Source organism: Streptomyces pinistramenti, assembly GCF_020564935.1.
GTDB classification, from domain to species: Bacteria; Actinomycetota; Actinomycetes; order Streptomycetales; family Streptomycetaceae; genus Streptomyces; species Streptomyces pinistramenti.
On the sequence record NZ_JAJCXB010000050.1, the window covers coordinates 1 to 24,548 of the forward strand.

The 24,548-nt window shown below is 72.4% G+C and carries 17 protein-coding genes, 1 pseudogene and 1 riboswitch; of the genes and pseudogenes, 9 read left to right on the forward strand and 9 right to left on the reverse strand.

Translation table 11 applies throughout. From position 1 onward, the window contains the following. Positions 1 to 512: 512 nt before the first annotated feature. Positions 513 to 1,073, reverse strand: coding sequence for a MarR family winged helix-turn-helix transcriptional regulator (locus LIU39_RS26870; protein ID WP_227049497.1), 561 nt, complete (start codon positions 1,071 to 1,073; stop codon positions 513 to 515). 202 nt (positions 1,074 to 1,275) lie between these two features. Between LIU39_RS26870 and LIU39_RS26875 the strand changes: the two genes are divergently transcribed. After that, positions 1,276 to 2,577: an MFS transporter gene (locus tag LIU39_RS26875; protein WP_227049531.1), complete on the forward strand. Its 1,302-nt coding sequence runs from the start codon at positions 1,276 to 1,278 to the stop codon at positions 2,575 to 2,577. Between the two features lie 31 nt (positions 2,578 to 2,608). On the opposite strand, the gene LIU39_RS26880 is transcribed toward LIU39_RS26875, so the two are convergent. Continuing rightward, entirely contained in the window at positions 2,609 to 4,417 is a 1,809-nt protein-coding gene (locus LIU39_RS26880) for a SpoIIE family protein phosphatase (RefSeq protein WP_227049498.1), read from the reverse strand. A 303-nt stretch (positions 4,418 to 4,720) separates the two neighbouring features. Continuing rightward, the gene (locus LIU39_RS26885) at positions 4,721 to 6,046 is read right to left on the reverse strand and encodes an NAD(P)/FAD-dependent oxidoreductase (RefSeq protein WP_372464066.1); all 1,326 of its coding nucleotides are present in this window, start codon (positions 6,044 to 6,046) and stop codon (positions 4,721 to 4,723) included. A gap of 664 nt (positions 6,047 to 6,710) precedes the next feature. Between LIU39_RS26885 and LIU39_RS26890 the strand changes: the two genes are divergently transcribed. Together LIU39_RS26890 and LIU39_RS26895 are read left to right on the forward strand one after the other, a co-directional pair. Then, positions 6,711 to 7,472, forward strand: a complete 762-nt coding sequence (locus LIU39_RS26890; protein WP_227049532.1) for a TetR/AcrR family transcriptional regulator — start codon at positions 6,711 to 6,713, stop codon at positions 7,470 to 7,472. A 267-nt stretch (positions 7,473 to 7,739) separates the two neighbouring features. Then, positions 7,740 to 9,683 carry a sigma-70 family RNA polymerase sigma factor gene (locus tag LIU39_RS26895; RefSeq protein ID WP_227049500.1) on the forward strand — a complete coding sequence of 648 codons (1,944 nt, stop codon included), beginning with the start codon at positions 7,740 to 7,742 and terminating at the stop codon, positions 9,681 to 9,683. A 29-nt stretch (positions 9,684 to 9,712) separates the two neighbouring features. Here LIU39_RS26895 and LIU39_RS26900 read toward each other — a convergent pair whose 3' ends face one another. Further along, entirely contained in the window at positions 9,713 to 11,815 is a 2,103-nt protein-coding gene (locus tag LIU39_RS26900; protein ID WP_227049501.1) for an asparagine synthase-related protein, read from the reverse strand. A 665-nt stretch (positions 11,816 to 12,480) separates the two neighbouring features. Between LIU39_RS26900 and LIU39_RS26905 the strand changes: the two genes are divergently transcribed. Both LIU39_RS26905 and lhgD read left to right on the forward strand, forming a co-directional pair. Then, complete coding sequence (locus LIU39_RS26905; RefSeq protein WP_227049502.1) at positions 12,481 to 13,929, forward strand: NsdA family TPR-like regulatory protein; 1,449 nt, start codon at positions 12,481 to 12,483, stop codon at positions 13,927 to 13,929. A gap of 234 nt (positions 13,930 to 14,163) precedes the next feature. Further along, positions 14,164 to 15,372 (forward strand): L-2-hydroxyglutarate dehydrogenase, encoded by a 1,209-nt coding sequence (lhgD, locus tag LIU39_RS26910; RefSeq protein WP_227049503.1) that lies wholly within the window; start codon positions 14,164 to 14,166, stop codon positions 15,370 to 15,372. A gap of 100 nt (positions 15,373 to 15,472) precedes the next feature. Here lhgD and LIU39_RS26915 read toward each other — a convergent pair whose 3' ends face one another. Then, on the reverse strand, positions 15,473 to 16,462 hold the full coding sequence (locus LIU39_RS26915; protein WP_227049504.1) for a hypothetical protein: 990 nt from the start codon (positions 16,460 to 16,462) through the stop codon (positions 15,473 to 15,475). Positions 16,463 to 16,670: 208 nt separating this feature from the next. On the opposite strand from LIU39_RS26915, the gene trmB reads away from it, so the two are divergent. Beyond that, positions 16,671 to 17,558: a tRNA (guanosine(46)-N7)-methyltransferase TrmB gene (trmB, locus tag LIU39_RS26920; RefSeq protein ID WP_227049505.1), complete on the forward strand. Its 888-nt coding sequence runs from the start codon at positions 16,671 to 16,673 to the stop codon at positions 17,556 to 17,558. A 59-nt stretch (positions 17,559 to 17,617) separates the two neighbouring features. After that, positions 17,618 to 18,964 carry a PrsW family intramembrane metalloprotease gene (locus tag LIU39_RS35065; RefSeq protein ID WP_372464065.1) on the forward strand — a complete coding sequence of 449 codons (1,347 nt, stop codon included), beginning with the start codon at positions 17,618 to 17,620 and terminating at the stop codon, positions 18,962 to 18,964. 228 nt (positions 18,965 to 19,192) lie between these two features. Here LIU39_RS35065 and LIU39_RS26930 read toward each other — a convergent pair whose 3' ends face one another. Beyond that, positions 19,193 to 19,534, reverse strand: coding sequence for an HNH endonuclease (locus LIU39_RS26930; RefSeq protein ID WP_227049533.1), 342 nt, complete (start codon positions 19,532 to 19,534; stop codon positions 19,193 to 19,195). Between the two features lie 150 nt (positions 19,535 to 19,684). Beyond that, positions 19,685 to 20,140: pseudogene (locus tag LIU39_RS26935) on the reverse strand (YDG/SRA domain-containing protein); the annotation flags it as partial. A 98-nt stretch (positions 20,141 to 20,238) separates the two neighbouring features. On the opposite strand from LIU39_RS26935, the gene LIU39_RS26940 reads away from it, so the two are divergent. After that, positions 20,239 to 20,541: a hypothetical protein gene (locus LIU39_RS26940; protein WP_227049506.1), complete on the forward strand. Its 303-nt coding sequence runs from the start codon at positions 20,239 to 20,241 to the stop codon at positions 20,539 to 20,541. Positions 20,542 to 20,640: 99 nt separating this feature from the next. Here LIU39_RS26940 and LIU39_RS26945 read toward each other — a convergent pair whose 3' ends face one another. Beyond that, complete coding sequence (locus tag LIU39_RS26945) at positions 20,641 to 21,582, reverse strand: aldo/keto reductase (RefSeq protein WP_227049507.1); 942 nt, start codon at positions 21,580 to 21,582, stop codon at positions 20,641 to 20,643. 115 nt (positions 21,583 to 21,697) lie between these two features. Then, positions 21,698 to 22,843 (reverse strand): M23 family metallopeptidase, encoded by a 1,146-nt coding sequence (locus LIU39_RS26950; protein ID WP_227049508.1) that lies wholly within the window; start codon positions 22,841 to 22,843, stop codon positions 21,698 to 21,700. A gap of 12 nt (positions 22,844 to 22,855) precedes the next feature. Continuing rightward, positions 22,856 to 23,005: riboswitch (cyclic di-AMP (ydaO/yuaA leader) on the reverse strand. Between the two features lie 435 nt (positions 23,006 to 23,440). Between LIU39_RS26950 and LIU39_RS26955 the strand changes: the two genes are divergently transcribed. Continuing rightward, a complete protein-coding gene (locus tag LIU39_RS26955) occupies positions 23,441 to 24,538 on the forward strand; it encodes a DUF2332 domain-containing protein (RefSeq protein WP_227049509.1) in 1,098 nt (365 codons plus the stop codon). Positions 24,539 to 24,548: the final 10 nt, after the last annotated feature.

Sequence of the window (24,548 nt, forward strand, 5' to 3'; positions counted from 1 at the left end):
GTTCTCAAGGAACGGACGCTTCCTTTGTGCCTGTTTCACCAGGCCCTCCGGGCGCTTCCCTTCGGTCTTGCGTTTCCGACTCTATCAGATCCTCGCGGTCCCGATTTTCGCCGGTGCGATCCGGCCTTTCGGCCTTTTCGCGTTTCCAACCTTACCAGATCCGTTTCCGTCTCCGGCCCCCCGTTGGAGCGGGGTTGACCTTCCGGCTTTCGCTTTCCGGCCTTTCCGACTCTATCAGATCCGATTCTCGCCGTTTCCGGTCCGAATTCATTTCCGATTCCCCGTCGTAGGGGGTCTCGCTGCGCCTTTCGGCGTGGTCACTACTTTAGCGGAATTCCTCGATGACTCATAATCGAGCCGCGGTCCCAATTTCGGCATGCCGAAATTGTTCCCGATGAGGAGTCGTGCAGTAGTGGTGTGCCGCGAAGCGGCGGATGGCTGCTACAGAACCGTTCCGGCTGTGTGGCAACTCGGAGAACACTACGTATCGGGCCGGGGTGTGTCAACTCGCGTCAGTCGAGGTCGGTGAGGCGCCCGTCGGCGTCCGGCTGGGCGTCCTCCACGCGGCGGAGCAGGCGGGTCAGTACCTCGCCGAGGAGCCGGCGTTCGTCGCCCGAGAGGTCCTGGAGGAGGTCTTCCTCGAAGACCGATGCCATCCGCATGGCCTCCAGCCACTTCTCGCGGCCCTCGTGCGTCAGCTCGACGATGACCCGGACGCGGTTCGTCTCGTCGCGCTCGCGGTTGACCAGGCCCTCGCTCGCCATCCGGTCGATGCGGTGGGTCATCGCGGCCGGCGTGAGGCCGAGGCGCTTCGCCAGTTCGCCGGGGCCCAGCTGGTACGGGGCGCCGGAGACGACGAGGGCCTTGAGCACCTCCCATTCGGCGTTGCTCATGCCGAGCGTGGCCGTCTGGCGTCCGTAGGCGACGTTCATCCGCCGGTTGAGCCGCTGCAGTGCGGAGACGACCTGTTCCACCTGTGGGTCGAGGTCTTGGAACTCGCGCTGGTAGGCCGCGATCTGTTCCTCAAGGCTTGGTTCGGCGGCAGCGCCGGACGCTTCTGAGGTCTCAGGCATGCGGCGCAGTATGGCATGGAACTCATTGGCGTCGAAGTCCTTCGCCGTGTACTGTTTAGCTTCGAACTTTAGAGTTGAAGTCTTCAGGCTGCGACCGTCCGGTCCCCTGGAGACGGGGGGGCTGTGCGTCCGCGCGGCTGACCCGCCGCTTCTTGCTGTTCTTCTTCTTGATCGTCTTTCGACATGACCTAGGTAGGTGAGTGTGACCACCGCGATGGGCGCTGCGCTGCGCCGGATCCAGCTGGGGAACGCGCTGAGCGCGTTCGGCAACGGCTTCACGGTTCCGTATCTGTACGTCTATGTGGCGAAGGTGCGGGATCTCGGCGCGAGTACGGCCGGTGTGGTGCTGGCGATGCTGGCTGTTTCGGCTCTGGTGGTGCTGCCGTTGACCGGGCGGGCCATCGACCGGCGCGGTCCCCTGCCGGTGGCCGTGGTCGGTACGGTCTCGGCCGCCGCCGGTGCGCTGGGGCTCGGGCTGTCCAGCAGCGAGGCGCAGGTCATCGTGTCGGCCGTGGCGCTCGGTGCCGGTATCGCGGTGATCCAGCCGGCGCTGGCGACGATGATCGTGTGGTGTTCCACGACGGTCACCCGGTCGCGGGCGTTCGCCACCCAATTCTTCCTGAACAACCTGGGGCTCGGCATCGGCGGGCTGGTCGGCGGGCTGATGGTCGACGAGGCGCACGCGTCGAGCTTTGTGCGGCTGTTCGCCATCGAGGCCGCGATGTTCCTGGTGCTCGGTGCGGCGATTGCGACCGTACGGCTGCCGGGGGCGCCGAAGGTCGAGGACGAGGTGCCGACCGGCGAGCGTCCGCGGGGGGCGTGGCGTGCGCTGTTCGCCGACCGGCGGATGGTGTGGCTGTGCGTGCTGGGGTTCGTGCTGTTCTTCGCCTGCTACGGGCAGTTCGAGTCGGGGCTCGCGGCGTACGCCACCGAGGTCACCCGGATCGCTCCGGCCACGCTGGGCATCGCGCTCGCGGCCAATACGGCGGCGATCGTGGCGGCGCAGTTCGTGGTGCTCAGGCTGGTGGAGCGGCGGCGGCGCAGCCGGGTCATGGCGGTGGTCGGCGTGATCTGGACCGTGGCGTGGATCGCGGCCGGGCTCTCGGGCCTGGTGCACGGCGCGCAGGCGGTGGCGACGACGCTGCTGATCTCGACGTACGCGCTGTTCGGTATCGGGGAGTCGCTGCTGTCGCCGACGGTGGCGCCGCTGGTGGCCGATCTGGCGCCGGCTTCTCTGATCGGGCAGTACAACTCGGCGTTCGCGCTGGTCAAGCAGCTGGCGCTGGCGGTCGGTCCGGCCGTGGGTGCGCTGATGGTGGGCCATGGGATGTCCGTGGCGTACATCGGGATGCTGGTGCTGTGCGCGCTGGGGATCACGGTGCTGTCGTTGCGGCTGGGGCGGATGCTGACCCCGGCGCAGGACAACCCGCACCGTGCGGCGGCTGCCGTGCCGGCGCCCCGGGCGGCGGAAGCCGAGGCGGAAGCCGCCGTGGCCGTGGCCTGACGGCGGCCTCGCCTGGCGTCCGGTGTGGCGGTCAGGTCTTCGGGAGGGCGAATTCGCACCAGACGGCCTTGCCGCCGCCCGGTGTCCGGCGCGAGCCCCAGGACGAGGCGATGGTCGCGACGATGGAGATGCCGCGGCCCGCTTCGTCGACGGGCTCGGCGCTGCGGCGCCGCGGGAGGTGGTCGTCGCCGTCGGTGACCTCGACGATCAGGCGGCGGTCGGTGCGGCGCAGGCGCAGCCGCATGGGGGGCGTGCCGTGCTGGAGAGAGTTGGCGACCAGTTCGCTGGCGGCCAGGACGCCGAGGTCGTGGAGTTCGGGGGAGAAGCGCCAGGAGGCGAGGACTCCGGAGGCGAAGGCGCGGGCGCGCGGGGCGGCTTCGGTGCCGCCGTGGAGTTCGAGTACGGCGTTGTGGAACAGCTCGGCGTCGTGTCCGGTCCGCTCCGGGTGCTGGACGACGAGGATGGCGACGTCGTCGTCGTGTTCGGCGGTGATGCCCAGGGAGCGCAGCAGGCGGTCGCAGACGATGTCGGGGGCGCCGTCGGCGCCGGCGAAGGCCGCTTCGAGTGCTTCGACGCCGTGGTCGATGTCCTTGTCGCGGCGTTCGACGAGGCCGTCCGTATAGAGGACGGCGCTGGAGCCGGCGCCGAGCGGGACGGAGTCCGACGTGTGCTGCCAGCCGCCGGTGCCCAGGGGCGGTCCGGTGGGCTCGCCCGCGCGGTGGACGACGCCGTCGGCGTCGCGGACCAGGATCGGCAGGTGGCCGGCCGAGGCGTAGACCAGGCGGCCCTCGTTCGGGTCGTGGACGGCGTAGACGCAGGTGGCGATCTGGCTGGCGTCGATCTCGGCGGCGAGTCCGTCGAGGAGTTGCAGGACTTCGTGGGGCGGCAGGTCGAGGCGGGCGTAGGCGCGGACGGCGGTGCGCAGCTGGCCCATGACGGCGGCGGCGCGTACGCCACGGCCCATGACGTCGCCGATGACCAGGGCGGTGCGGCCGGCGCCGAGGGTGATGACGTCGTACCAGTCGCCGCCGACCGCGGCGTCCGTGCCGCCGGGCTGGTAGGTGGCGGCGACGCGGAGGTCGTCGGGCTGTTCCAGTTCCTGGGGCAGCAGGGAGCGCTGGAGGGTGACGGCGGCCGCGCGCTGGCGGGCTTCGCTGGCGCGGAGGCGTTCGGCGGATTCGACCTGGTCGGTGACCTCGGCGCCGAAGACCAGGACGCCCTTGTGCGGGGCGACGCAGGCGACCTCGGGGTCGGGGGCCGGGCCGCTGGCCGCGACCTCGATGGGGGTGCAGGTGAAGGTGTAGTAGCCGTCGCGGGAGCAGTCGGAGCCCGAACTGCCGCGTACCTTGCGGGACTTGACCGTGCGGGGCTTCTTGCTGCGCAGGACCTGGTCCCTCAGCGGCAGCAGGCCAAGCGCGTCCAGTTCGGGGAGTGCCTCGCGGGCGGTGCGGCCGGCCGGGCGGGGGCCGAAGACGGTGGCGTAGGCGCTGTTGACGTAGGCGATGCGGTGTTCGGGGCCGTAGACGACGGCGACCAGGGCGGGGATGGTGCCGAGGATGCCGTGGACGGAGAGCGCGTCGACGGTGGGCGGCGGGGCGGCCGTGGTGGAGGTGGTCTCGGCGGACGGGGGCGGTGGCTCGGGGGTGTCCGGTGGGCGGGCGGCGTCTTCGGCGCGGGCGGCCGGTACGGAGCCCGGCGTGCGGGGCGCGGCGGCGCCGTCGTCGGGCGGCGGGGTGGTTCCCGGGGCGGCGGCTGCCGGGCGGGTTGCGGCACTGCCGGAACGGGCGGCGGTGCGCCGCTGCGTGCCGGGGAGTTTGGCGCTCCAGCGCGTGAAGATCACGGAGGGGTACCTCTTACTTCGCGTCGTCGCGCGGGATCGGGCCGTCGGCTTGGGGGTGCCGGCCGGCCTGGGGCCGGTGGACGGTCGGCTGGGGCCTCGCGTGGCGCCCTCTGGCGGAATGCAGCAAACGTCCGGATTCCTCGTGATTGTCACTCTTCGCAAGTACGAGCCCACCCATGGTCACACGTCCAGTGTGGCCGACGCGGTCGGCATCCGTCAGACGCCCGGGGGCCGGGGTGGAGTTCCGCGCTCCGTTTCGCCCGGTGTCCCGGGGGCTGCCGGGGTTCCGGGCCGGGCGGCGGGTCAGCTGGCTTCGTTGTGCCGGCCGGTGTCCGCGGCGAGGGCGAATTCGGCGCGCGGGTTCTCCAGCGAGCCGAGCGAGACGATCTCCCGTTTGAAGAGGCCGGCGAGGATCCATTCGGCGAGCACCTTCGCCTTGCGGTTGAAGGTCGGTACGCGGCTGAGGTGGTAGGCGCGGTGCATGAACCACGCCGGGTAGCCCTTCAGCTTGCGGCCGTAGACGTGGGCGACGCCCTTGTGGAGGCCGAGCGAGGCCACCGATCCGACGTATTTGTGCGCGTAGTCCAGGATCGGTCCGCCGCGCACCGCGGCCGCGATGTTCCCGGCCAGGACCTTGGACTGCCGTACGGCGTGCTGGGCGTTGGGGGCGCACAGGACGGGCGGCTCGTCCGGGGTGGCGGGGGGCTCGGCCGTCAGGTCGGGGACGGCCGCGGCGTCGCCGGCCGACCAGGCGTGCGGGACGCCGTCCACCTGGAGGGCGGCCGTGCACACGAGGCGGCCGTGGCCGTTCAGGGGCAGTCCGGTGGCGGCGAGGACGGGGTGCGGCTTCACGCCTGCCGTCCACACCAGGGTGCGGGTGGGGAAGCGGGATCCGTCGCTCAGCACGGCGACCCGGTCCTCGCAGGAGTCGAGGCGGGTGTCGAGGCGTACGTCGATGTTGCGGGCGCGCAGCTCACGGACGGCGTAGCGGCCCATTTCCGGGCCCACTTCGGGCAGGATCTTGCCGGTCGCCTCGACCAGGATCCACTTCATGTCCTCGGGTGTGACGTTGTGGTAGTAGCGGAGCGCGTAACCGGCCATGTCCTCCAGTTCGGCCAGTGCCTCCACGCCCGCGTAGCCGCCGCCGACGAAGACGAAGGTGAGCGCGGCGTCGCGGATGGCCGGGTCGCGGGTGGAGGAGGCGATGTCCAGCTGTTCCAGGACGTGGTTGCGCAGGCCGATGGCCTCTTCGACGGTCTTGAAGCCGATGCCGAAGTCGGCGAGGCCCGGCACCGGGAGGGTGCGGGAGACCGAGCCGGGGGCGAGGACCAGTTCGTCGTAGGCGACGTCGGTGTCCTCGGTGCCTGCCTCCTCGGCGGCCAGCGTGCGGATCGTGGCGGTGCGTTCCTGGTGGTCGATGGCGGTGACCTCGCCGATGACGACCTGGCACTGCGGCAGCACGCGGCGCAGCGGCACGACGACATGGCGGGGGGAGATCGAGCCGGCCGCGGCTTCCGGGAGGAACGGCTGGTAGGTCATGTACGGCTCGGGGTCGACGACGGTGATCAGGACCGTGCCCTGCCGCAGTTCCCGCTTCAGCTTCCGTTGCAGCCGCAGTGCGGTGTACATGCCCACGTAGCCGCCGCCGACGATGAGGATCCGCGCCACGTGTCCCGGGTCCTTCGCATCCTTTGGATCCGTCGAATCCGTCGAATCCGTCGAATCCGTCGAAGATTCAGCCTTCACAGAGGTTCTCCTCGTGATGTCGACCGGTCCCGGGACGGCACCGATCCGGGGTGACCGGCGGCGCGGCACCTCGGGCGCCGGGCCCCCGGGAAAGCACAGCACTGTTCCATGACGCACTGCCGGCCGGGCTTTGTCCACAGGCTCGTCGAAATGTATGAGCGGCATCGGGCGCCGGGCCGGAGGGGCGGATTCCGCGGATGCCGGACGAGGTGTGCAGGTCAGGTGGCAGATGGCGGCCGGCGGGGCGGGCCGGAAAGGGGATGGATCGCTTCCGTAGGCCGAACGAGGGGCGGAGTGCCCGGAACTGGCCCTTCATTCTTGACCTGGGCTCAACTATGTTCGTACCTCGTTGGGGTGCACCTTTTCATCGGTACGCCCCTACTGTCAGGGCGGGGAGTCTCCGGGGGGAGACGTCATGACCGGGGGATCATTCATGCAGAGTCAGGGCTCGCAGGGAACAGCCGGCGTGGCCACGGCGCACGGCGTCGGCGGCAGCGTCACCAGACATCACGATCACGACAGCGACCACACCGTGCCCGTCGGCGGCATGGGGATGGGCGGCGATGCCGCCGCCGGGCGGAGCACACCGCTGCGGGTCGACGCCCAGCGCAATCTGGAACACGTACTGCGCGCCGCCCGTGAGGTTTTCGGCGAACTGGGCTACGGCGCGCCCATGGAGGACGTCGCCCGCCGGGCCCGCGTCGGCGTCGGGACGGTCTACCGCCGCTTCCCGAGCAAGGACGTCCTGGTCCGACGGATAGCCGAGGAGGAGACGTCCCGGCTGACGGAGCAGGCGCGTACGGCGCTCGGCCAGGAGGAAGACCCCTGGTCGGCGCTCTCCCGCTTCCTGCGGACCTCGGTCGCGTCGGGCGCCGGGCGGCTGCTGCCGCCGAGCGTGCTGCGGGTGGGCACCGGCGCCGTACCCGCGGGCGAGCAGGCGCCGGAGGGTGCCGCGGCCGGCGCCCGGGTGCCGCAGCAGCGTCCCGCGCCGGATGCGGATGACGTGGCCGCCCGATACGGCGCTCCCGACGAGGTGCGTGCCGATGCGGCCGGGCCGGCTCAGGACGGCGGTCCGCACGAGCGGGCCGACGAGCCCGGTGGCGTGCCTGCGCTGCTGGATGTCGTCGGGCGGCTCGTGGAGCGCGCCAGGTCGGCGGGGGCGCTGCGGACCGACGTGACCGTCGGCGACGTCCTGCTGGTCATCGCGACGGGCGCGCCCGCGCTGCCCGATCCCGGGCATCAGCAGGCCGCGTCCGCACGCCTGTTGGAGATCCTGCTGGAGGGGCTGCGCTCGCGTCCCGCCGGGTGAGGCCCGGCGCGCAGGTCCCGCCGGGCCGGGCCCGTGGGAGGCGGCGGCGGGCGGGCCTGCCGCGTGCGGCGGGGCCGTCGCGGGTGCGCGGCTGCCGGTGTCCTGTGCCCGTGCGCGGACGTTGCCCCGGACGGGTGAACGCAGGGGCTTCCGTACGGGAGCCCGCCCCGGACGGGTGGTTGGCGTACGGGACGTCCGAGGGCGGTCGCTCCGTGTGGCACGCTTGCGCGGTGTTCCGGTGTGATGGCGTGTTCGGGGGCCTCGGCGATGACTCTTGACGGGCGGGACGAGTGGCGCGGCGGCGACCCTTCCGCCATGGACGCGGGCGGCTCCGGCGGCCGGGCGGCCGCGCAGGTCCCCGGGCAGGCCGGGCCGTTGGGGGCGACGCCGCCGGTCGGTGAGCCCGCGGAGCGGCACGACCGCGCCGAGCGCATCGAGCCCGGAGTGCCGCCGCAGCGCGAACGCTCCGACAGCGCGGGCCCCGAAGGCGCCGCGGCCGATCCCGGTACCGCCGGTCTCCCGCCGTCCGATGCCCGGCTGCTCGCCGCGATGCGGGCCGGGGACGACAGCGCGTACGAGGAGATGTACCGCAGGCATGCCGATGCGGTGCGCCGTTATGCGCGCAGCTGCTGCCGGGACGCGCACACGGCGGAGGATCTGACCGGCGAGGTGTTCGCCCGCACGCTGCAGGCGGTGCGCGGCGGGGCCGGGCCCGACACGGCGGTGCGCGCGTATCTGCTGACGACGGTCCGCCGGGTCGCCGCGGCCTGGGGGAAGACCGCGCGGCGTGAGCAACTGGTCGAGGACTTCGCGGTGTTCGCGGTCTCCGCGGCCGGTTCGTCGATGGACGACACCCTCGACCTCGGCGCCGACGTACGGGCCATGCAGGAAGCCGAGCGGTCGATGGCGGTGCGGGCGTTCCGCAGCCTGCCGGAGCGCTACCAGACGGTGCTGTGGCACACCACGATCGAGGACGAGTCGCCGAGCGATGTCGCGCCGCTGCTCGGGCTGACCGCGAACGCGACGGCGGTGCTGGCCCACCGTGCCCGCGAGGGCCTCAAGCAGGCGTACCTCCAGGCGCATGTCAGCCAGTCGCTGACCGAGGGCGGCGACTGCGCGCGCTATGCCGACCGGCTGGGCGCGTACGCCCGTGGCGGGCTGCGGATGCGGGCCGAGCGGGGGCTGCGCAAGCATCTGGAGGGCTGTGCGCGGTGCCGGATGGCGGCGGTCGAGGTCGCGGACGTCAACCAGCGGATCGGTGCGGTGCTTCCGGTCGCGGTCATCGGCTGGTTCGCCGCCGGGTACGCGGTCAAGACGGCGGCCGCGGTGGCCGGCGCCGCGGGGGTGGCGGGAGCTGCGGGTGCGGGTGCCGCGGCGGCCGCCTCCGGGTCGGGGTCCGGTGCGGCGGGCGGTGGCGCCGCGGCCGGCGAGGCGCTCGGCGCACCGCTCAAGGTCGGGATCGGGGTCGGTGCGGTGGCGGTCGCCGGGGCGGCGCTCGCGATGGCGCTGTCCGGCTCCCCGCAGCCGGTGCCGAAGCCGCAGGCGAGGCCCGAGCCTACGGCCACCGTCGCGCCGCAGAAGCCCTCGCCCAAGCCGCCGCCGAAGCCGGTGCCGAAGCCGCCGCCCGCGCCGCGCCCGGCCCCGCCGCCGAAGCCGGAGCCGGAGCCCACGCCGACGCCGACGCCGGCCCCGAAGCCGAGTCCGCCGAAGCCGACGCCCACGCCGACGCGCACCCCCGAGCCGCCGTCGCCGACCCCCACCCCGACCCCGCCGGCCCCGACGCCGTACCTCCTGACCTCGCTCGACCAGGACCTGACGGGCGACGGCACGAAGCCGGAGGTCCGCACGCTGGAGAGCAGCTGGATGTGGCAGCGGGCGGAGCCGCGCATCGACGGCCGTACGTACCCGCACGGCGTGACGGTGCACGGCACGTCCTCGGTGGTCATCGACCTCAACCGCAGCTGCACGGCGTACGACGCGAGCGCCGGCGTCGACGACCTCAGCCTGGGGCTCGGGGCGCTGCGCTTCTCCGTGGAGGCGGACGGGCAGCGGCTGTGGCAGTCGGACGTGGTGCACGGCGGGGAGCCGGCGGTACCGGTGCACGTCCCGTTGGCGGGCCGCAAGACGCTGCGGCTGATCGTGGAGCCGGAGTCGCCGGCGGACGCCCTGGCGTTCGGGGACTGGGCGCAGTCGCAGATCAGCTGCCACTGAGACGGGCGGCGCCAAGGCCGCGGAACCGTCTACGGGTGCCGCAGGACCGGTTCGGAGCCCGGCTGTGGCGCGACGCCGCCGGCCACCGCGCGCTGCCGTGGCGCCGCCGCGCCCGTCCAGCAGGTGCCGCGCCTGGCCAGCAGGCGGCGCAGCCACATCTCGGTGGAGACCAGCTCCGCGAGGCCGTCCAGCGGCAGCGGCGCGCCCTCGGCCGCCGCGCGCAGGGCCTTGCGGACGACCCGTGCCTCCACGAGACCGGCGTCGGCGAGCAGGGGGGTGTCGAAGAGCTGGACGAGGGTGCCGACGGCGCCGCGCAGTCCGGCCCGTGCCGCGGCGGCGTGGGTGGGCTGCGAGGTGGCGCCCCAGCCCGCCGGCAGATCGCGCACGCCGGCGCCGGAGAGCACCGAGCGCAGGACGGCGGCGCGGGCGCCCGGCTGTACCCGCAGGGTGTCGGGCAGGGCGCGGCAGGCGAGCACGACCTGGTTGTCGAGGAACGGGGCGTGCAGCCGCTGGTTGCGGACCTCCGCGGCCTGTTCGAGGACGCGGTGGTCGGCGGCCTGGCGGGCCAGCACGGCGCGGGCCCTGCGCTCCCCGGGGCGGCCGCTTCCTGATGAGCGGGTGGCCGCGTCCCCGAGACGAACCGATACTTCGGCGAGCGCCTCGCCGGTGAGCCAGCGCGCGGCCGGGCCCGGACGGCACCAGAAGAGGGCGGCAAGCGACGCGTCGACCGCGCCGTCCGCCACGGGTTCGTCGGCGAACTGCCGCTCCATGAGGCGGCGTGCGGTGTCGGCGATCCCCACTCCGTAGGGCGTACGGGCCAGCTTGCGGGCAGCGCGGTAGACGGTGAAGGGGACCAGGACGGACTGTGCGGAAGGACCGTCGGCGCGGGCGAGCGCGGTGACCGGGCGCAGCAGGTGGCGCCGGCGGCGGTCCAGGAGGAGGTCGGCGAGGCGGGCGGGGTGGGCGTCCAGGACCTGGCGGGCGCCGTGGCCGACGAAGTGGTCGGCGCTGCCCGCCAGCAGGCGTCTGCGGTGACGGCCCGCGGTGGTGAGGGAGGGGCCCGGTTCGTCGGTGAGGGGGCCGGTCCCGAGGTCGGCGTAGGGCAGGGCCTCCTCGCCCGCGGCGACGACGACGTGGTGCAGGCGGGGGTTGGCGGCGATGCTGCGGGCGCGTTCCAGTTCGGCTTCGTGGTGGGCCTGATCGCCGTGGGTGGCACGGTCGTTGAAGGTGACCGCCAGCAGGCGTTCGCCGTGGCCGCCCAGCGCCCCGGGCGCTCCGGGGAGGCCGGCGGCCAGGAGGGCGAGAGTTCCGGAGGCACTGCCTCCGGAGAGGTCGGCGCCGATTCCGGGTGCCGGGCCGCCGCGCGCTGCCCGGCGTTCGGCGGGGCCCATGCCCGGTACGGGGCCGGGGTCCAGGCCGTCGAGCCCGTCCGGGTCGGGCGCGTGCCGAGGGCTCGCGAGCCGGGCGCGCACCGCATCGACCAGCGCCTCTCGTACGCCGTCCACGGCCTGTTCGGGGGCGAGTTGGGGGGCGGCGACGGCCAGCGACACCGTCGGTTCGTAGCAGGCGATCTCGCGGGCGCCGCCGCGCAGCACCAGGGCGTGACCCGGCGGAATCCGGCGCACGCCCTGGTACGGGGTGCCGGAGCCGACCGCTTCGGGGGCGTCGGGGCAGGCCAGCAGGGCGGCGAGGTGACCGATGTCGAGGCCGGCCTCGACGAGGTCGGCGAGCGGCAGGGCGGCGGTGGCGTAGGCGGTGCCGCCGTCCCAGGGTGTGTGGAAAACGGGGCGGGCGCCGGCCAGATCGCCCGTGACCGTGATCCGGCGTCCCACCTGCGCGACCGCGGTGTAGCTGCCCGGCCAGGCGGTGAGGTGCCGCAGCGCGCCGCCACGGGCCGCGAACAGGCCCACCCGCAGCTGGTCGTTGGTGGCGCCGCAGACGCCGAAGACGGCGAGCCGGGTCTCGGGGTCGGCCTGGACGACGCGCACCTCGTCGGGCCGCCAGTCGCCGACCGCCCACAGCGGATCCGGCCCGCCCCACAGGAGTTGGGCGCCTACGGGGAGGACCGCGCGGCTCTCCCCGGTGAGGGCCGGCCCCGTGGCGCTACTGCTCCACCCCACCAACCAGCGCATCGCGCCTCCACGCTTCCCCGTCCGGCGGAGGGCGCGCCACCACCCCGTACCGCGGATTACCAGCCGTTGTGCGGACCATGCTGCCATGACAGCGGCGCGCGGGAGGTGCGGGAGAAGGCCCGTGTACGGGTGGTTCGCGCCGTTGCGGCAGGGCGGCTCCGGCGCGCCGCGGCTCCCGGAAGGGGCGTACCGGAGCGGTGGAAGCTCGGCATCCGGGGTGTGCGGCGTGAAATTTTCGCACACCACTATTCAGCCAAAGTCCGTTCGTCACACCCCAGTTGGCGACGCGGAACCGTGGCGTCACCCGGTGTCCTGCCGGTGGCGGCCGGCCTCGTGCGACGGTCCGGGAAGCGGGCTGCGCCTCCCGGACCGGACCACCACCTGCGGGGAATGAGGTGGTGGTATCCCCCAGCCCACTGGATTCAGTGCAGCGGGCCGACCCACGCAGCACCCATGGAAGCCCTCCCGCAACAGGGCAGGCAGCGCGCACGTGTAGGCGCACGGCAACACGTACCCGGAGCACATGCCAATTCCCGTACCCCTGTTTGAACATGAATCTCGCCATCCAGGACACCGACCCTTAACGGTCGGGATCCGGCGAACTACTCTGGGTGGACGCATGCCCCGGGGTACCGGGGCGGCCGTCGCTGTGTCGAGGGGTGCGCATGTCCAGGGATATACGCGGGCCGAACGAAAAGCTCGGCACCGTTCTCGCCCTCGCGGGTATCAGCAATGCCGGACTGGCGCGCCGGGTCAACGACCTCGGCGCACAGCGCGGACTGACGCTTCGTTATGACAAGACGTCGGTGGCGCGATGGGTGTCCAAGGGCATGGTGCCCCAGGGTGCCGCGCCGCATCTGATCGCCTCGGCGATCGGCAGCAAGCTCGGGCGTCCGGTGCCGCTGCACGAAATCGGCCTGGGCGACGCGGATCCGGCACCCGAGGTCGGCCTGACATTTCCCCGCGATGTGGGAGCAGCGGTGCGTTCGGCGACGGATCTCTACCGCCTGGATCTGGCCGGTCGGCGGGCCGGCGGCGGCGGGATCTGGCAGAGCCTGGCCGGATCCTTCGCCGTCAGCGCGTACGCCACCCCCGCCTCGCGCTGGCTGATATCCCCGGCCGACAGCTCGGTGGCGCGCGAGGCGTCCGAAGCGCGCGACAAGGACGCCGCCCAGGGCGCGGACGGGGGCATACCGCAGCACGTCGGCCACAGCGACGTCAGCAAGCTGCGCGAGGCGGCGGAGGACGCACGCCGCTGGGACTCCAAGTACGGTGGCGGCGACTGGCGTTCGTCCATGGTCCCTGAGTGTCTCCGGGTGGACGCGGCGCCGCTGCTGCTGGCCTCCTACAGCGACGAAGTGGGCCGCGCGCTCTTCGGTGCGACCTCCGAACTCACCCGCCTCGCCGGGTGGATGGCCTTCGACACCGGCCAACAGGAGGCGGCGCAGCGGTACTACATCCAGGCGCTGCGGCTCGCCCGCGCCGCCGCCGACGTCCCCCTGGGCGGCTACGTCCTCGCCTCCATGTCCCTCCAGGCCACCTACCGCGGCTTCGCCGACGAGGGCGTCGACCTCGCGCAGGCCGCCCTGGAACGCAACCGCGGGCTCGCCACCGCCCGCACCATGAGCTTCTTCCGCCTGGTGGAGGCCCGCGCCCAGGCGAAGGCCGGCGAGGCGCGCGCCTGTGAGGTGGCCCTGAAGGCCGCCGAGGGCTGGCTGGAACGCTCCCGTGGCGGCGACCCCGACCCGTCCTGGCTGGACTTCTACTCCTACGAGCGGTTCGCCGCCGACGCCGCCGAGTGCTACCGCGACCTGCGGCTGCCCCGCCAGGTGCGCCGCTTCACCGAGCAGGCGCTGTCCCGGCCCACCGAGGAATTCGTCCGCTCGCACGGCCTGCGCCTGGTCGTCTCCGCCGTGGCCGAACTGGAGTCGGGGAACCTCGACGCCGCCTGCGCCGCGGGCACCCGCGCCGTCGAGGTCGCCGGCCGCATCTCCTCGGCCCGCACCACCGAATACGTCCGCGACCTCCTGCACCGTCTGGAGCCCTACGGCGACGAACCCCGGGTGGTGGAGCTGCGCGAGCGCGCCCGGCCGCTGCTGGCGGCACCGGCGTAGGGCGGGGGACGCGCGGAGACAGGGGCGCGGAGGAGACCGGGAACGCGGGAAGGGCGGGCAAAGGGCGCACACCGTCACACTCCACCCCCTCCGTGCGCTGCCCCCTTCCGTCCCCGTCCGTCGCCCGTCGCCGCGTTGTCAGTACCGCGCGTCATGATGGGGTATGTCGTTCGGTGATGAGGTGCGGGGCCGCGGTCAGGGGCGGTTCCGTGGTCCCGGGGTTGGGGAGGTGCAGTGGCGGCGTACGACTGCGATGTACTGGTGATCGGTGCCGGCATCGTCGGGCTCTCCACGGCCTGGGCGATCACCCGCACCGTTCCGGACACCCGCGTGGTGGTCCTGGAGAAGGAGCCGGGGCCCGCCCGCCATCAGACCGGGCGTAACAGCGGCGTGATCCACAGCGGCATCTACTACCCTCCCGGCTCCCTCAAGGCCCGCTTCGCCCTCAAGGGCTCCGCGGAAATGGCCAAGTTCTGCGCCGAACAGGACATCCCGCACGACCTCACGGGCAAGCTGATCGTCGCCACGGACCGCAGCGAGCTGCCCCGGCTGCACGGCCTGATCCAGCGCGGCCGGGAGCACGGCCTGCCGGTGCGCGAGCTGGGCCCGGCCCAGATAGCCGAGTACGAACCCGAGGTGCGCGGCCTGGCCGCCATCCACGTCGGCACGACCGGCGTCTGCGACTTCGGCGCCGTCGCCCGCCGCTTCGCCGCACTCGCAGGGGACGCCGGTACCCGCATCGCCTACGGCGCGGAGGTCACCAGGATCGCCCGCCGTCCCGGCCGGGTCGCGGTCGGCACGGCCTCCGGGGCGGTGTACCGCGCCCGCGCCCTGGTCAACTGCGCCGGGCTGCACAGCGACCACATCGCGCGGCTCGCGGGCGACGACCCGGGCATGCGGATCGTCCCGTTCCGCGGCGAGTACCACACCCTCGCCCCGGAACGCGCCTCGCTCGTCCGCGGCCTGGTCTACCCCGTCCCCGACCCGGCCTTCCCGTTCCTCGGCGTCCACCTCACCCGCGGAATCGACGGCGCCGTCCACATCGGCCCGAACGCCGTGCCCGCCCTCGCCCGCGAGGGCTACGACTGGCACACCGTCCGCCCCGCCGAGCTGGCCGGCACCCTCGCCTACCGCGGCTCCTGGCACATAGCCCGCCGCCACTGGCGCTACGGCGCGGGCGAACTCCACCGCTCGCTGTCCCGCCGCGCCTTCACCGACACCGTCCGCCGCCTGCTGCCCGCGGTCTGCGATGACGACCTCCGCCCCGCCCCGGCCGGCGTCCGCGCCCAGGCCGTCCTCCCCGACGGCACCCTCGTCGACGACTTCCTCTTCGCCGAGACCCCCGGCATCGTCCACGTCCTCAACGCCCCGTCCCCGGCGGCCACCGCCTCCTTGCCGATCGGGCGGGAGATTGCGCGGCGGGTGGTGGGGATCGTGGGGTAGCGGCCGGAGGTGCTGCCGTGGATCCGGGGCAACGGCAGTGGCCCTGCCTGCCGTCCCGGGACCGGGGTGACAGCCAGGGCCGGAGAAAGCGGAGAGGGCCTCAGCGGTTCAGCTTGAACGCGCGCAGGCTGGGCCGGTCACCGCACAGCCGCTCGCCCTCCAGGTAGAGCGTCTGCTCGTTCTCGCTCCAGGTGAACGACATGAGGTGCGGCGCTCCCAGGGAGTGCTTCGGGTCGCAGAGGATGCCCTTCACCGTCTGCTTGCCGTCACGCACGTGGAGCGAGACCAGCACCGGGTCCTGGCCGCCTCCGGTGGGCGGCGCGGAAGCCACTGCGACCACCTCGCCATCGCCCTCCGCGACCGGCGTGCCCTGCTTCTTCCACAGCAGCTTCCCGGGCTTGAGATCCACCGCGGCGGTGCCGCCCACGTTGCCGTACGCGGCCACCAGCGCCTGCTCGCCCTCGTCGACGAACGTGGTGCGCGGGTGCAGATCCAGGTCCTTCAGCTCGCCCTCGATCGTGAAGGTGTGGTCCGGCTTCAGGTCCTTGTCGACGGTCCGGACAGAGAGTTCGGGGGCGATCTTGTTGGCATCGGAGGCCATCAGCACCGTCAGCGGCCGGTCGGCCAGAACGGCGCTCGCCACCCGCGGGTCACCGGTGGTCTTCGAGTTCAGGCTCCCGTACTGGAGATCCTGGACGGACAGCAGCCGCTTCGGCTTCGTGCCGGGGCGCTCGCTGCTCCACACCAGGTGGTCCGGGCTGTACGCCGTCCCGTCGGTGCGCTCGTGGCCGCGCGACGTCAGGGGCCACTTCTCCGTGCCGTTGATCGAGAACCCGGCGCAGGTCCGGCCGATCGCGACCGAGACGACCTTGTTGTTCACCGTGACCTGCGGGTGGTCCTCCGACGAGCCGCCCTTGAGGTTCTTCGACCACAGGGTGTGGCCGGTGTCGGCGTCGACCGGCGCTCCCGGATACGGCCCCTCCGGTGCACCCGGCCCCGGCTGCGAGACGGCCGGTGGAGCGCCCTGCCCCGCAGCGGCCGTACCACCCTGCGGCTTCCCGAAACCCGGCCCGGCCGGCGGCGCAGGCACGGGCGGCGCCCCCTGCGACTCCTATGGATTCCCGGTGCTGCCCTGGCCGCCTCGCGACACGATGAGCCGTCCCCCTGGTTGCTTTTCCTGCGGATCAGCGACGCATCGTAGGCATCCGGCTGCGCAGAGCGCCATCACTCTTTCCCCGCCGCCCGCGGCACCGGAGGCGAGGTCACGCCGTCGCGGTCCCCCGTAGAATCTCCGCACTGTGTCCGAGAACCCCGCCACCCCCGAAGCCGCCCCCGCGACCGACGCCGCCGGGCCCGTCACCCCCGACACCCAGGCCCCCGGCGCCTCTCCCGGCACGCCCCCGGAGGACACGGCCACCACGGCCACCGGAACGTCCCCTTCCGGCACCCTCCGCCGCACCCAGCCGATGTTCCCGGACGGGACCGGCCCCGCAGCCGACCCCGCCGGCTCCCATCACGAGCGGCGGATCCGTTCCTTCCAGCCCCGCCGCAGCCGCGTCTCGCCCAGCCAGGCCGACGCGCTGCGCCGCCTGTGGGCGAAGTGGGGCCTGGACATCGACGGGCTCTCCCGCATCGACCTCGACGCGTTCTTCGACGGCCTGCCGGTCGTCCTGGAGATCGGCTTCGGCATGGGCGAGGCCACCGCACAGATGGCGGCCGCCGACCCGGACACCGGCATCCTCGCCTGCGACGTCCACACCCCGGGCCAGGGCAACCTCCTCGGCCTCGCGGAGCAAAACGGCCTGACCAACATCCGCGTGGCGAACGGCGACGCGATCATCCTGCTGCGCGAGATGCTCGCCCCCGCGTCCCTGGCCGGCCTGCGCGTCTTCTTCCCCGACCCCTGGCCGAAGAAGCGCCACCACAAGCGCCGGCTGATCCAGCCCGAGTTCCTCTCCCTGGTCACGACCCGGCTCGCCCCCGGCGCCCTCGTCCACTGCGCGACCGACTGGGAACCGTACGCCGAGCAGATGCTCCAGGTGCTCTCCGCCGAGCCGACGCTGCAGAACCTGCACTCCGGGTACGCCCCCCGGCCGGACTTCCGTCCGCTCACCAAGTTCGAGGGCCAGGGCCTGGACAAGGGCCACACCGTCCACGATCTGCTCTTCCGCCGCCGGCCTGTATAGAGCGTGGGCGGGGCCGCTCGGCTCGCCCCGGGCCCCGCCCGCCTCGTTACTGTCGACAGGTGCACCCGCCCCAGCCACCGTCGCTTCCGCCCGTACCGGCGTACGCGCCCGACCCGCGCCCGTACGCCTCCTCGTACGCGGGCGCTCACCGGAGTCGCGCGCCCTGGCACAACAGGGCCGTGCGCACGACCGCGCTGATTCTGCTGCTCGCGGTGTCCGGCGTGCTCATCCTGGTGATCATCGGACGGCAGACCGGAACCGAGGGTTTCTTCGTCGGCCTGGGCCTGTCCGCCTTCCCCGTGCCGCTGCTGATCGCCGCGTTCCGCTGGCTGGACCGCATCGAACCGGAGCCGTGGCGCAACCTCGCCTTCGCCTTCGCCTGGGGCGCCTGCGCGGCCACCCTCGTCGCGCTCCTCGCCAACGGCTTCGCCGCCGACTGGCTGGACACCGTCTTCGCCCACTCCTCCCCCACGTCCACCCAGGCGTGGGGCGCGAACGTGATAGCGCCGGTCGTCGAGGAAACGGTCAAGGCCGCCGCCGTCCTGCTCCTCTACCGCTTCCGCCGCCGCGAATTCGACGGCATCACGGACGGCATCGTCATCGCCGGCATCACCGCCACCGGCTTCGCCTTCACCGAGAACGTCCTCTACTTGGGCAGCGCGTTCGGCCAGGACCTCTCGATGGGCCACACCGGCCTGAACTCCCTCACCGCCGGCACCTTCTTCCTCCGCATCATCGTCTCCCCCTTCGCCCACCCCCTCTTCACCATCCTCACCGGCCTGGGCTTCGGCGCGGCCGCCACCCGCTACCCGCACCGCCGCGCGGCCCGGGTCGCCCTCGTCCTCTTCGGCCTGCTGACCGCCGTCCTCCTGCACGCCGTCTGGAACGCCGCCGCGTCCCTCGGCAACCTCGGGTTCCTCACCGTCTACGGCCTCTTCATCGTCCCCGTACTCCTCACCCTCACCTGGTTCGCCGTCTGGGCCCGCCGCCAGGAACTGCTGTCCCTGCACAGCTACCTCTCCCCCTATACCGCCACCGGCTGGCTCACCCCCACCGAACCGGCCGCCCTGGCCTCCCTCAGAACCCGAGCCCTGGCCCGCGACCTCGCCCGCCGCACCCACGGCCCCACCGCCGCCCACGCCGTCACCACCTACACCACCCTCGCCACCACCCTCTCCTTCCACCGCCGCCGCGCCCACCTCACAGGCCCCACCCCCCACTTCACCGAACGCGAGGCCGCCCTGCTCCGGGAGCTGTGGCACCACAAACCGTTGGCGGAACCGGCGTTGTTGCATGCGTGGGAGGTGGAGGGTGCGGAGGGCCGGGAACTGCCAGATCGGCGCCTTCCTGGCCTACGCCGCGGCGCCGGGCCAGACGCTTCCGGCTCCCCTGGTTCTAGAGAGTGACGCTCGACCACCGGGTGGGGCCGTCATGTATGTCAGCGACCTGGCAACGGTGACCTAGGCCAAAGCGAACGGCCCCCAATCGGGGGCCGTCGTCATGTCGTCGTGCCGCCCACGCTCGGTGCTCTGCTCGCCCACACACGAGGCACGGCCAACAATTCTGCCTGTACCGCCCGTGTGCCCAGCGAGGCTCCAACCTAGAGCGCTACCAACCGAAGGGACGGCTGGCGCTCACGGCTGCTCTGGGATCTCGGGCTGAGAGGGACGTTCCGCCCACCGGCTCCGATGCTGGCGTAGGTACCTCACCTGTATATGGTGCTCCTTGACCCGCGTCAACGCGTACTTGAACTTCTGCGTCAGACCATCGATCACATCGCAGTCATCGGTCAACTGGAGAGCCCCTCGGTCCAACAGCGCGTGGCAGTTGGGGCAGAGACACAGCACATTCTCTATCGTGTCCGGACCGTTGTGAGGCTTCCCCAATGCCTGGATATGCGCAGCCTCGCTGATTGCCTTGCCATCGGGTGACACCACCAGCCGCACACCGCACACTTGGCAGGTGTCTTGGTACATCTCCTTGACGTGCCGCACCACCGCAGAGTCGCGCAGCAGGCGCTCGTAAGCGACGGTCCGACGGAACTGCTCTTCCAGGTCGGTCTTCGTGTCACCGTCTGGCGATACGGGTTGCGGCTTCACTTCTTCATCCGGCCCGACCTTGACGAGTCGGAACTGGCAGATGCGGAAGCCTTCCTTGCCGACGGTAATCCAGCTATCGGCCACCCGGTACAGGCCGCAGTACAGATAGCCACCTGTGGCTATCTGTCGCTTGATGTCCAACCCTCGAATGACACGGACTTTATTGCCGAGGGCTCGATTCAGCAACAACCCGGCGTTTCCTCGGCTATCCATGCTCTGATCGCCCACCATGCGCTGCGTCTTCTAGTCACGCTCGCCCTCGCCGGTGTAGATGATCTCGTTTTCGCCGTAGACGTCGTCGATATAGCCACCGGAAAGCACGATGGAGTCGACGCCTTCCCGCGCGGTACCGGAGATTCCCCGCCCCTTTTGTCGGTGCACGCCGTACGCGTGCAGCTCCACGTGACTCTCGAAATGCTGCCCTTCGACGACCCCCTCAGGGGGACCGAACTTCACAGGGTTCTTTGATTTCGCCTTCGCCATGCGGGGAATTCTGCCCACAACTTGATCGCTATGTCACTCGGATTGGAACTGCCGAGCGTAGGCTCAGAGACGTTGTCCCTCATGAGGAGGTTGTAGCGGTGGCTGGTGTGCCAACGGCAGTTGTGGCGGCGAGTGGTCTCGTAGGCGGCTACGCCGTAGCCCGCTGGACAAAAAAGCGGCCCCTGGGCGGAGTCGTGCTGGCTGCCGCCGGGGCGGTGGCGGTCAAGGGGTGGCAGGAGAAGGCTGGAGGGAAGGCTGCGGCTGCGCTGGGTGGGGCGTATGTGGCGGCGTTTGCCGGATCGCATCCGCTCGCGAAGAAGGTCGGGGCGTGGCCTTCGGTGTTCGCGGTGGCGGGTGGGATGGCGCTGGCGTCGTGGTTGGTGGCCGACCGGCGGGCGTGAGGCGCGGGAGCGCGTATGAGGACGGCCGTACGGGCCGGGGCGGCAGTCGCGCCCCGGCCCGTACGGCTGTCGTGCCGCCCCGGTGTACGGGGATTCGCGTCAGGCCGACGCCTCATCCAGGAGCGTCAGTTCGGCGCCCGTCAGGGGCAGGTCCTGGGCCGCGAGGAGGGCCGGGAGTTGGGTGACCGTGCGGGCGCTGGCGAGGGGGGCGGCGACCGTGGGGCGGGCGGCGAGCCAGGCGAGGGCGACGGTGGCGATCTCGGCGTCGTGGGCGGCGGCGACGGTGTCGAGTGCCTGGAGGACGCGGGGGCCGCGGTCGGTGGCGAGGTACTCGGCGGCCTTGGAGGAGCGGGCGCTGTCGACGTTCGTGCCGGGGCGGTACTTGCCCGTCAGGAAGCCGGAGGCGAGGGCGTAGTACGGGACGGCGGCCAGGCCGTGGCGGGCGGCGACGTCGGCCAGTTCGCCCTCGTACGTGTCGCGCGAGACCAGGTTGTAGTGCGGCTGGAGGGCGACGTAGCGGGCCAGGCCCTCGCGCTCGGAGCAGGCCAGGGACTCCTCCAGGCGCTGCGCCGAGATGTTGGACGCGGCGATTTCGCGGACCTTGCCGGCCCGGACGAGGTCGTCGAGCGCGGTGAGGAACTCCGCGACCTCGACCGACTCGTCGTCGTAGTGCGTGTAGTAGAGGTCGATGTAGTCCGTGCGCAGCCGGGTCAGGGACGCGTCGACGGCCTTCTTGATCGTCGTGGCGGACAGGCCCTTGAGGTCCGGGTGGGCGCCGACCTTGGTCGCGATGACGACGTCGGCGCGGTTGCCGCGGGCGGCCAGCCAGTTGCCGATCACGGTCTCGGACTCGCCGCCCTTGTTGCCCGTGACCCAGGCCGAGTAGACGTCGGCGGTGTCGATGAAGTTGCCGCCACCCGCCACGTACGCGTCGAGCACGGCGAACGACTCGGCTTCGTCCGCGGTCCAGCCGAAGACATTGCCGCCGAGGGAGAGCGGGGAGACGGACAGTGAGCCGAGGGCCTTGCGTGAAACGGTCATGCGTTATTGCAGCATTGGGCGGGGCGGGGATATTCCGGCCCGCCGCCCGACCGGCCCGATCCGTCGCCCGACCGGGCCGGCCCGCCGCCGCACGGCCGGCCGGCCCGGACCGTGGTCAGACCTTCAGGCCGTGGTCCCGGAGCCAGGGCATGGGGTCGATCGGGTCACCGCCGCCCGGCCTGACCTCCAGGTGGAGGTGGGGTCCTGTGACGTTTCCGGTGGCGCCGACGCGGGCGATGACCTCGCCGGTGCCGACCTTGCCCGAGGTCTTCACCATGGACGAGAGGTGGCAGAACCAGAGTTCCGTGCCGTCGTCGAGGGTGAGGACGACGCGGTAGCCGTACGAGCCGGCCCAGCCCGCCTGGGTGATGGTGCCGGAGTGAACTGCCTTGACGGGAGTGCCGGTCGGGGCGGCGAAGTCCTGCCCGGTGTGGTCCGCAGCCCAGCGGTCGCCGGCCTGGCCGAAGCTCGCCGTGAGGGTGTACGAGGTGACCGGGAGGAGGTAGCTCTTCGCGAGTTCGGCCAGCCGCTCGGCCTCCGCCTTCTTGCGGGCCGCCGCCTTCGCCTCGCGTTCGGCCTCGGCCTGTGCCGCCTCCTTGGCCGCCGCGGCCTTCCTCTGCGCCGCCGAAGCGGTCTTCTCGGACTGCTCGACGGCTGACTGCTCGGCCGCGTCACGGGCGTCCCGCTCGGCGGCGCTCTGCTGCGCGTCGGCCTGCTGGAGGATGCGGCTGCGCAGCGCCTCGCCCGCGCCGCCCGTCCCCTGGGTGCCATCGGCCGGGGCGATGCCGGCGGAGGAGAGCGGGGCCGATGCGTACGTGGCGGATGTGGCGGGGGTGCCGGAGGCCGCGTCGGAGTCGTCGGATATCAGGGGGCCGATGCCGGGGAGGGACGCGGCGTCCGGCAGCTTCTCGGAGAGATCGTCGGCGATCTGGCCGAGGTCCGGCACGGAGATCGGCACCGGCGGCTTGTCCTCCGCCGTGGCCATCCCGCCGGCGCCGACCGCCGCGATGACGCCGACACCAAGGACCGTGCCGCCGCGGGCGAATCCGCCGCCCCGCTGCTTGGCGACCCGGTGCTTGCCACGGGCGGCGCGGGCGGATTCCTCGGTCGGGTTCCATTCCTCCCACGGGCCGTCGCCCGCGCCGTCACGGCCGGGGCCATCGGCGGGGGCACCGCCGAAGGGCCGGGAGCCGTCGAAGGGGCCGGTCTCGTCGAGGGCGTAGGCGGACGGGGCCTCGGGGGCAGACCTGTTGGACGCCACGGGGGCGCACTCCTTTCCTTCCTTCTCGCCTACCGGGTTAGCTGACGGGTTCGGAGCAGGAAGGTCTCCTACGGGCGCCTCTGGCGCGAGGCGTCCGATTCACCCCATGGTGGTGGTTCCCCGGTTCCCTCCGCGCGGTTCGGGATTCATCGGGCATCCAGGACGATCCCCCGCAGTTCACGGAAGTTCCTTGCAGTTCACGGCAGTTCATGAAATTTCGATGCTGCGGTACTGCGGTGTAACGCGGCGTGCTGCGGTGAACGTGCAGGTCGTGACCAGCGGTGGTGCCTGTGATACCCGAGGCGCCCGAAGAGCGCTTGCAGGATTCAGCGTCGGCGCACGGCGCCGCCCTTGCGACGGCTGGGACGACCGCGCTCCGTTATCGGACAGTAATAGAGAGGGCCGCCGATTTCCAAGCGTTCTCACGAATCCGCACCCCCTACTCATCAGCTTTGGCCTGGACTTATAGACCCACCAGGGTTCTAAACAGGGCGAGTTGACCCTTCAACGGGAAACGGGCTGCGCGTGATTGTGCATCACTTGTTATGCGGAGGGGTGCACGACAACTACGGAACGTGAGGGAAGTAGCGTCGGATCATGGTCGTCAACTTCGTCAACAGCACGCAGACACTGGCGGATCGCTACCGGGACTTCTCCTGGTGGCAGGCCCGGGGGCAGTGCGACGCCCACGAGGAGCTGACGGCGCGGATCGGCCAGGACCCGGAATTCTGCGAGCTGTTGGCGGGCTCGCTGCCGCCCGGCAACAAGCAGCAGCCGAACCTCCTCCTCGCGGCCGTCCGCCACCTCGAAGGCCCGCACGCCGAGCAGGGCCCGCGCGGCGACCTCGCCTACCGCCGCTGGCGCGAGTGGACCGTCAGGCACTGGGACGAGGTCTGCGCGGTGATCATGCAGCGCGCCACCCAGACCAACGAACCGGCCCGCTGCGCCACCCTCCTCCCCCTGCTGGCCCGCCTGCCTCAGCCGCTGGCCCTCCTGGAGGTCGGCGCATCGGCCGGCCTGTGCCTGTACCCGGACCGCTATCGGTACGCGTACGAGGAGTACGGGGCCGCGGCCCGCGGCCCGGTCGTGGAGGCCGGCGCGCCCGACAGTCCCGTCACGTTCCGGTGCCGTACGAGCCGGGAGGCCCGGGTGCCGGACGGCTGCGCGGCCCCGCACGGACCGCTGCCCGAGGTCGTCTGGCGGGCCGGCATCGACCTGAATCCGCTGGATCCGGCCGACGATCCGGACGCGCTGCGCTGGCTCCAGGCGCTCGTCTGGCCCGGGGCGACCGGGCGCGCACGGCAACTGGCGGCGGCCGTCGACGCCGTACGAGGAGCGCCGCGGCCCCGGATCGTGCGCGGCGACCTCGTCGACGAGCTGCCCGCGCTCGCGGCCGACGCCCCGGCCGACGCGACACTGGTCGTCTTCCACACGTCCGTGCTGACCTACCTGCCGCTCGCCCGCAGGGAACGGTTCGCCGGCCTCGTACGGACGCTGCTCACGGAGCGGCCGGGGCCGGGCCACTGGATCTCGCAGGAGCACCACTCCGTCCTGCCGTGGATCGCCGCCCCGCGCAGCGACGTGCTCGGCCCGGCGGAGCGTGAGCCGCTGCTGACGCTCTCCCTGGACGAGCGCCCGGTCGCCCTCACCGGGCAGCACGGCCAGAGCCTGCACTGGGTGGCCGGGACGCGGTAGCCGGCACCGT

What these genes read in the sequence shown, in the direction of transcription:
- LIU39_RS26930 (WP_227049533.1), bottom strand. Translation starts at nt 19,534, where the DNA reads ATGTACCAAGACACCTGCCAAGTGTGCGGTGTGCGGCTGGTGGTGTCA.
- LIU39_RS26870 (WP_227049497.1), bottom strand. Translation starts at nt 1,073, where the DNA reads ATGCCTGAGACCTCAGAAGCGTCCGGCGCTGCCGCCGAACCAAGCCTT.
- LIU39_RS26900 (WP_227049501.1), bottom strand. Translation starts at nt 11,815, where the DNA reads ATGCGCTGGTTGGTGGGGTGGAGCAGTAGCGCCACGGGGCCGGCCCTC.
- LIU39_RS26905 (WP_227049502.1), top strand. Translation starts at nt 12,481, where the DNA reads ATGTCCAGGGATATACGCGGGCCGAACGAAAAGCTCGGCACCGTTCTC.
- LIU39_RS26885 (WP_372464066.1), bottom strand. Translation starts at nt 6,046, where the DNA reads ATGTACACCGCACTGCGGCTGCAACGGAAGCTGAAGCGGGAACTGCGG.
- LIU39_RS26895 (WP_227049500.1), top strand. Translation starts at nt 7,740, where the DNA reads ATGACTCTTGACGGGCGGGACGAGTGGCGCGGCGGCGACCCTTCCGCC.
- LIU39_RS26890 (WP_227049532.1), top strand. Translation starts at nt 6,711, where the DNA reads ATGGGGATGGGCGGCGATGCCGCCGCCGGGCGGAGCACACCGCTGCGG.
- LIU39_RS26945 (WP_227049507.1), bottom strand. Translation starts at nt 21,582, where the DNA reads ATGACCGTTTCACGCAAGGCCCTCGGCTCACTGTCCGTCTCCCCGCTC.
- LIU39_RS26955 (WP_227049509.1), top strand. Translation starts at nt 23,441, where the DNA reads ATGGTCGTCAACTTCGTCAACAGCACGCAGACACTGGCGGATCGCTAC.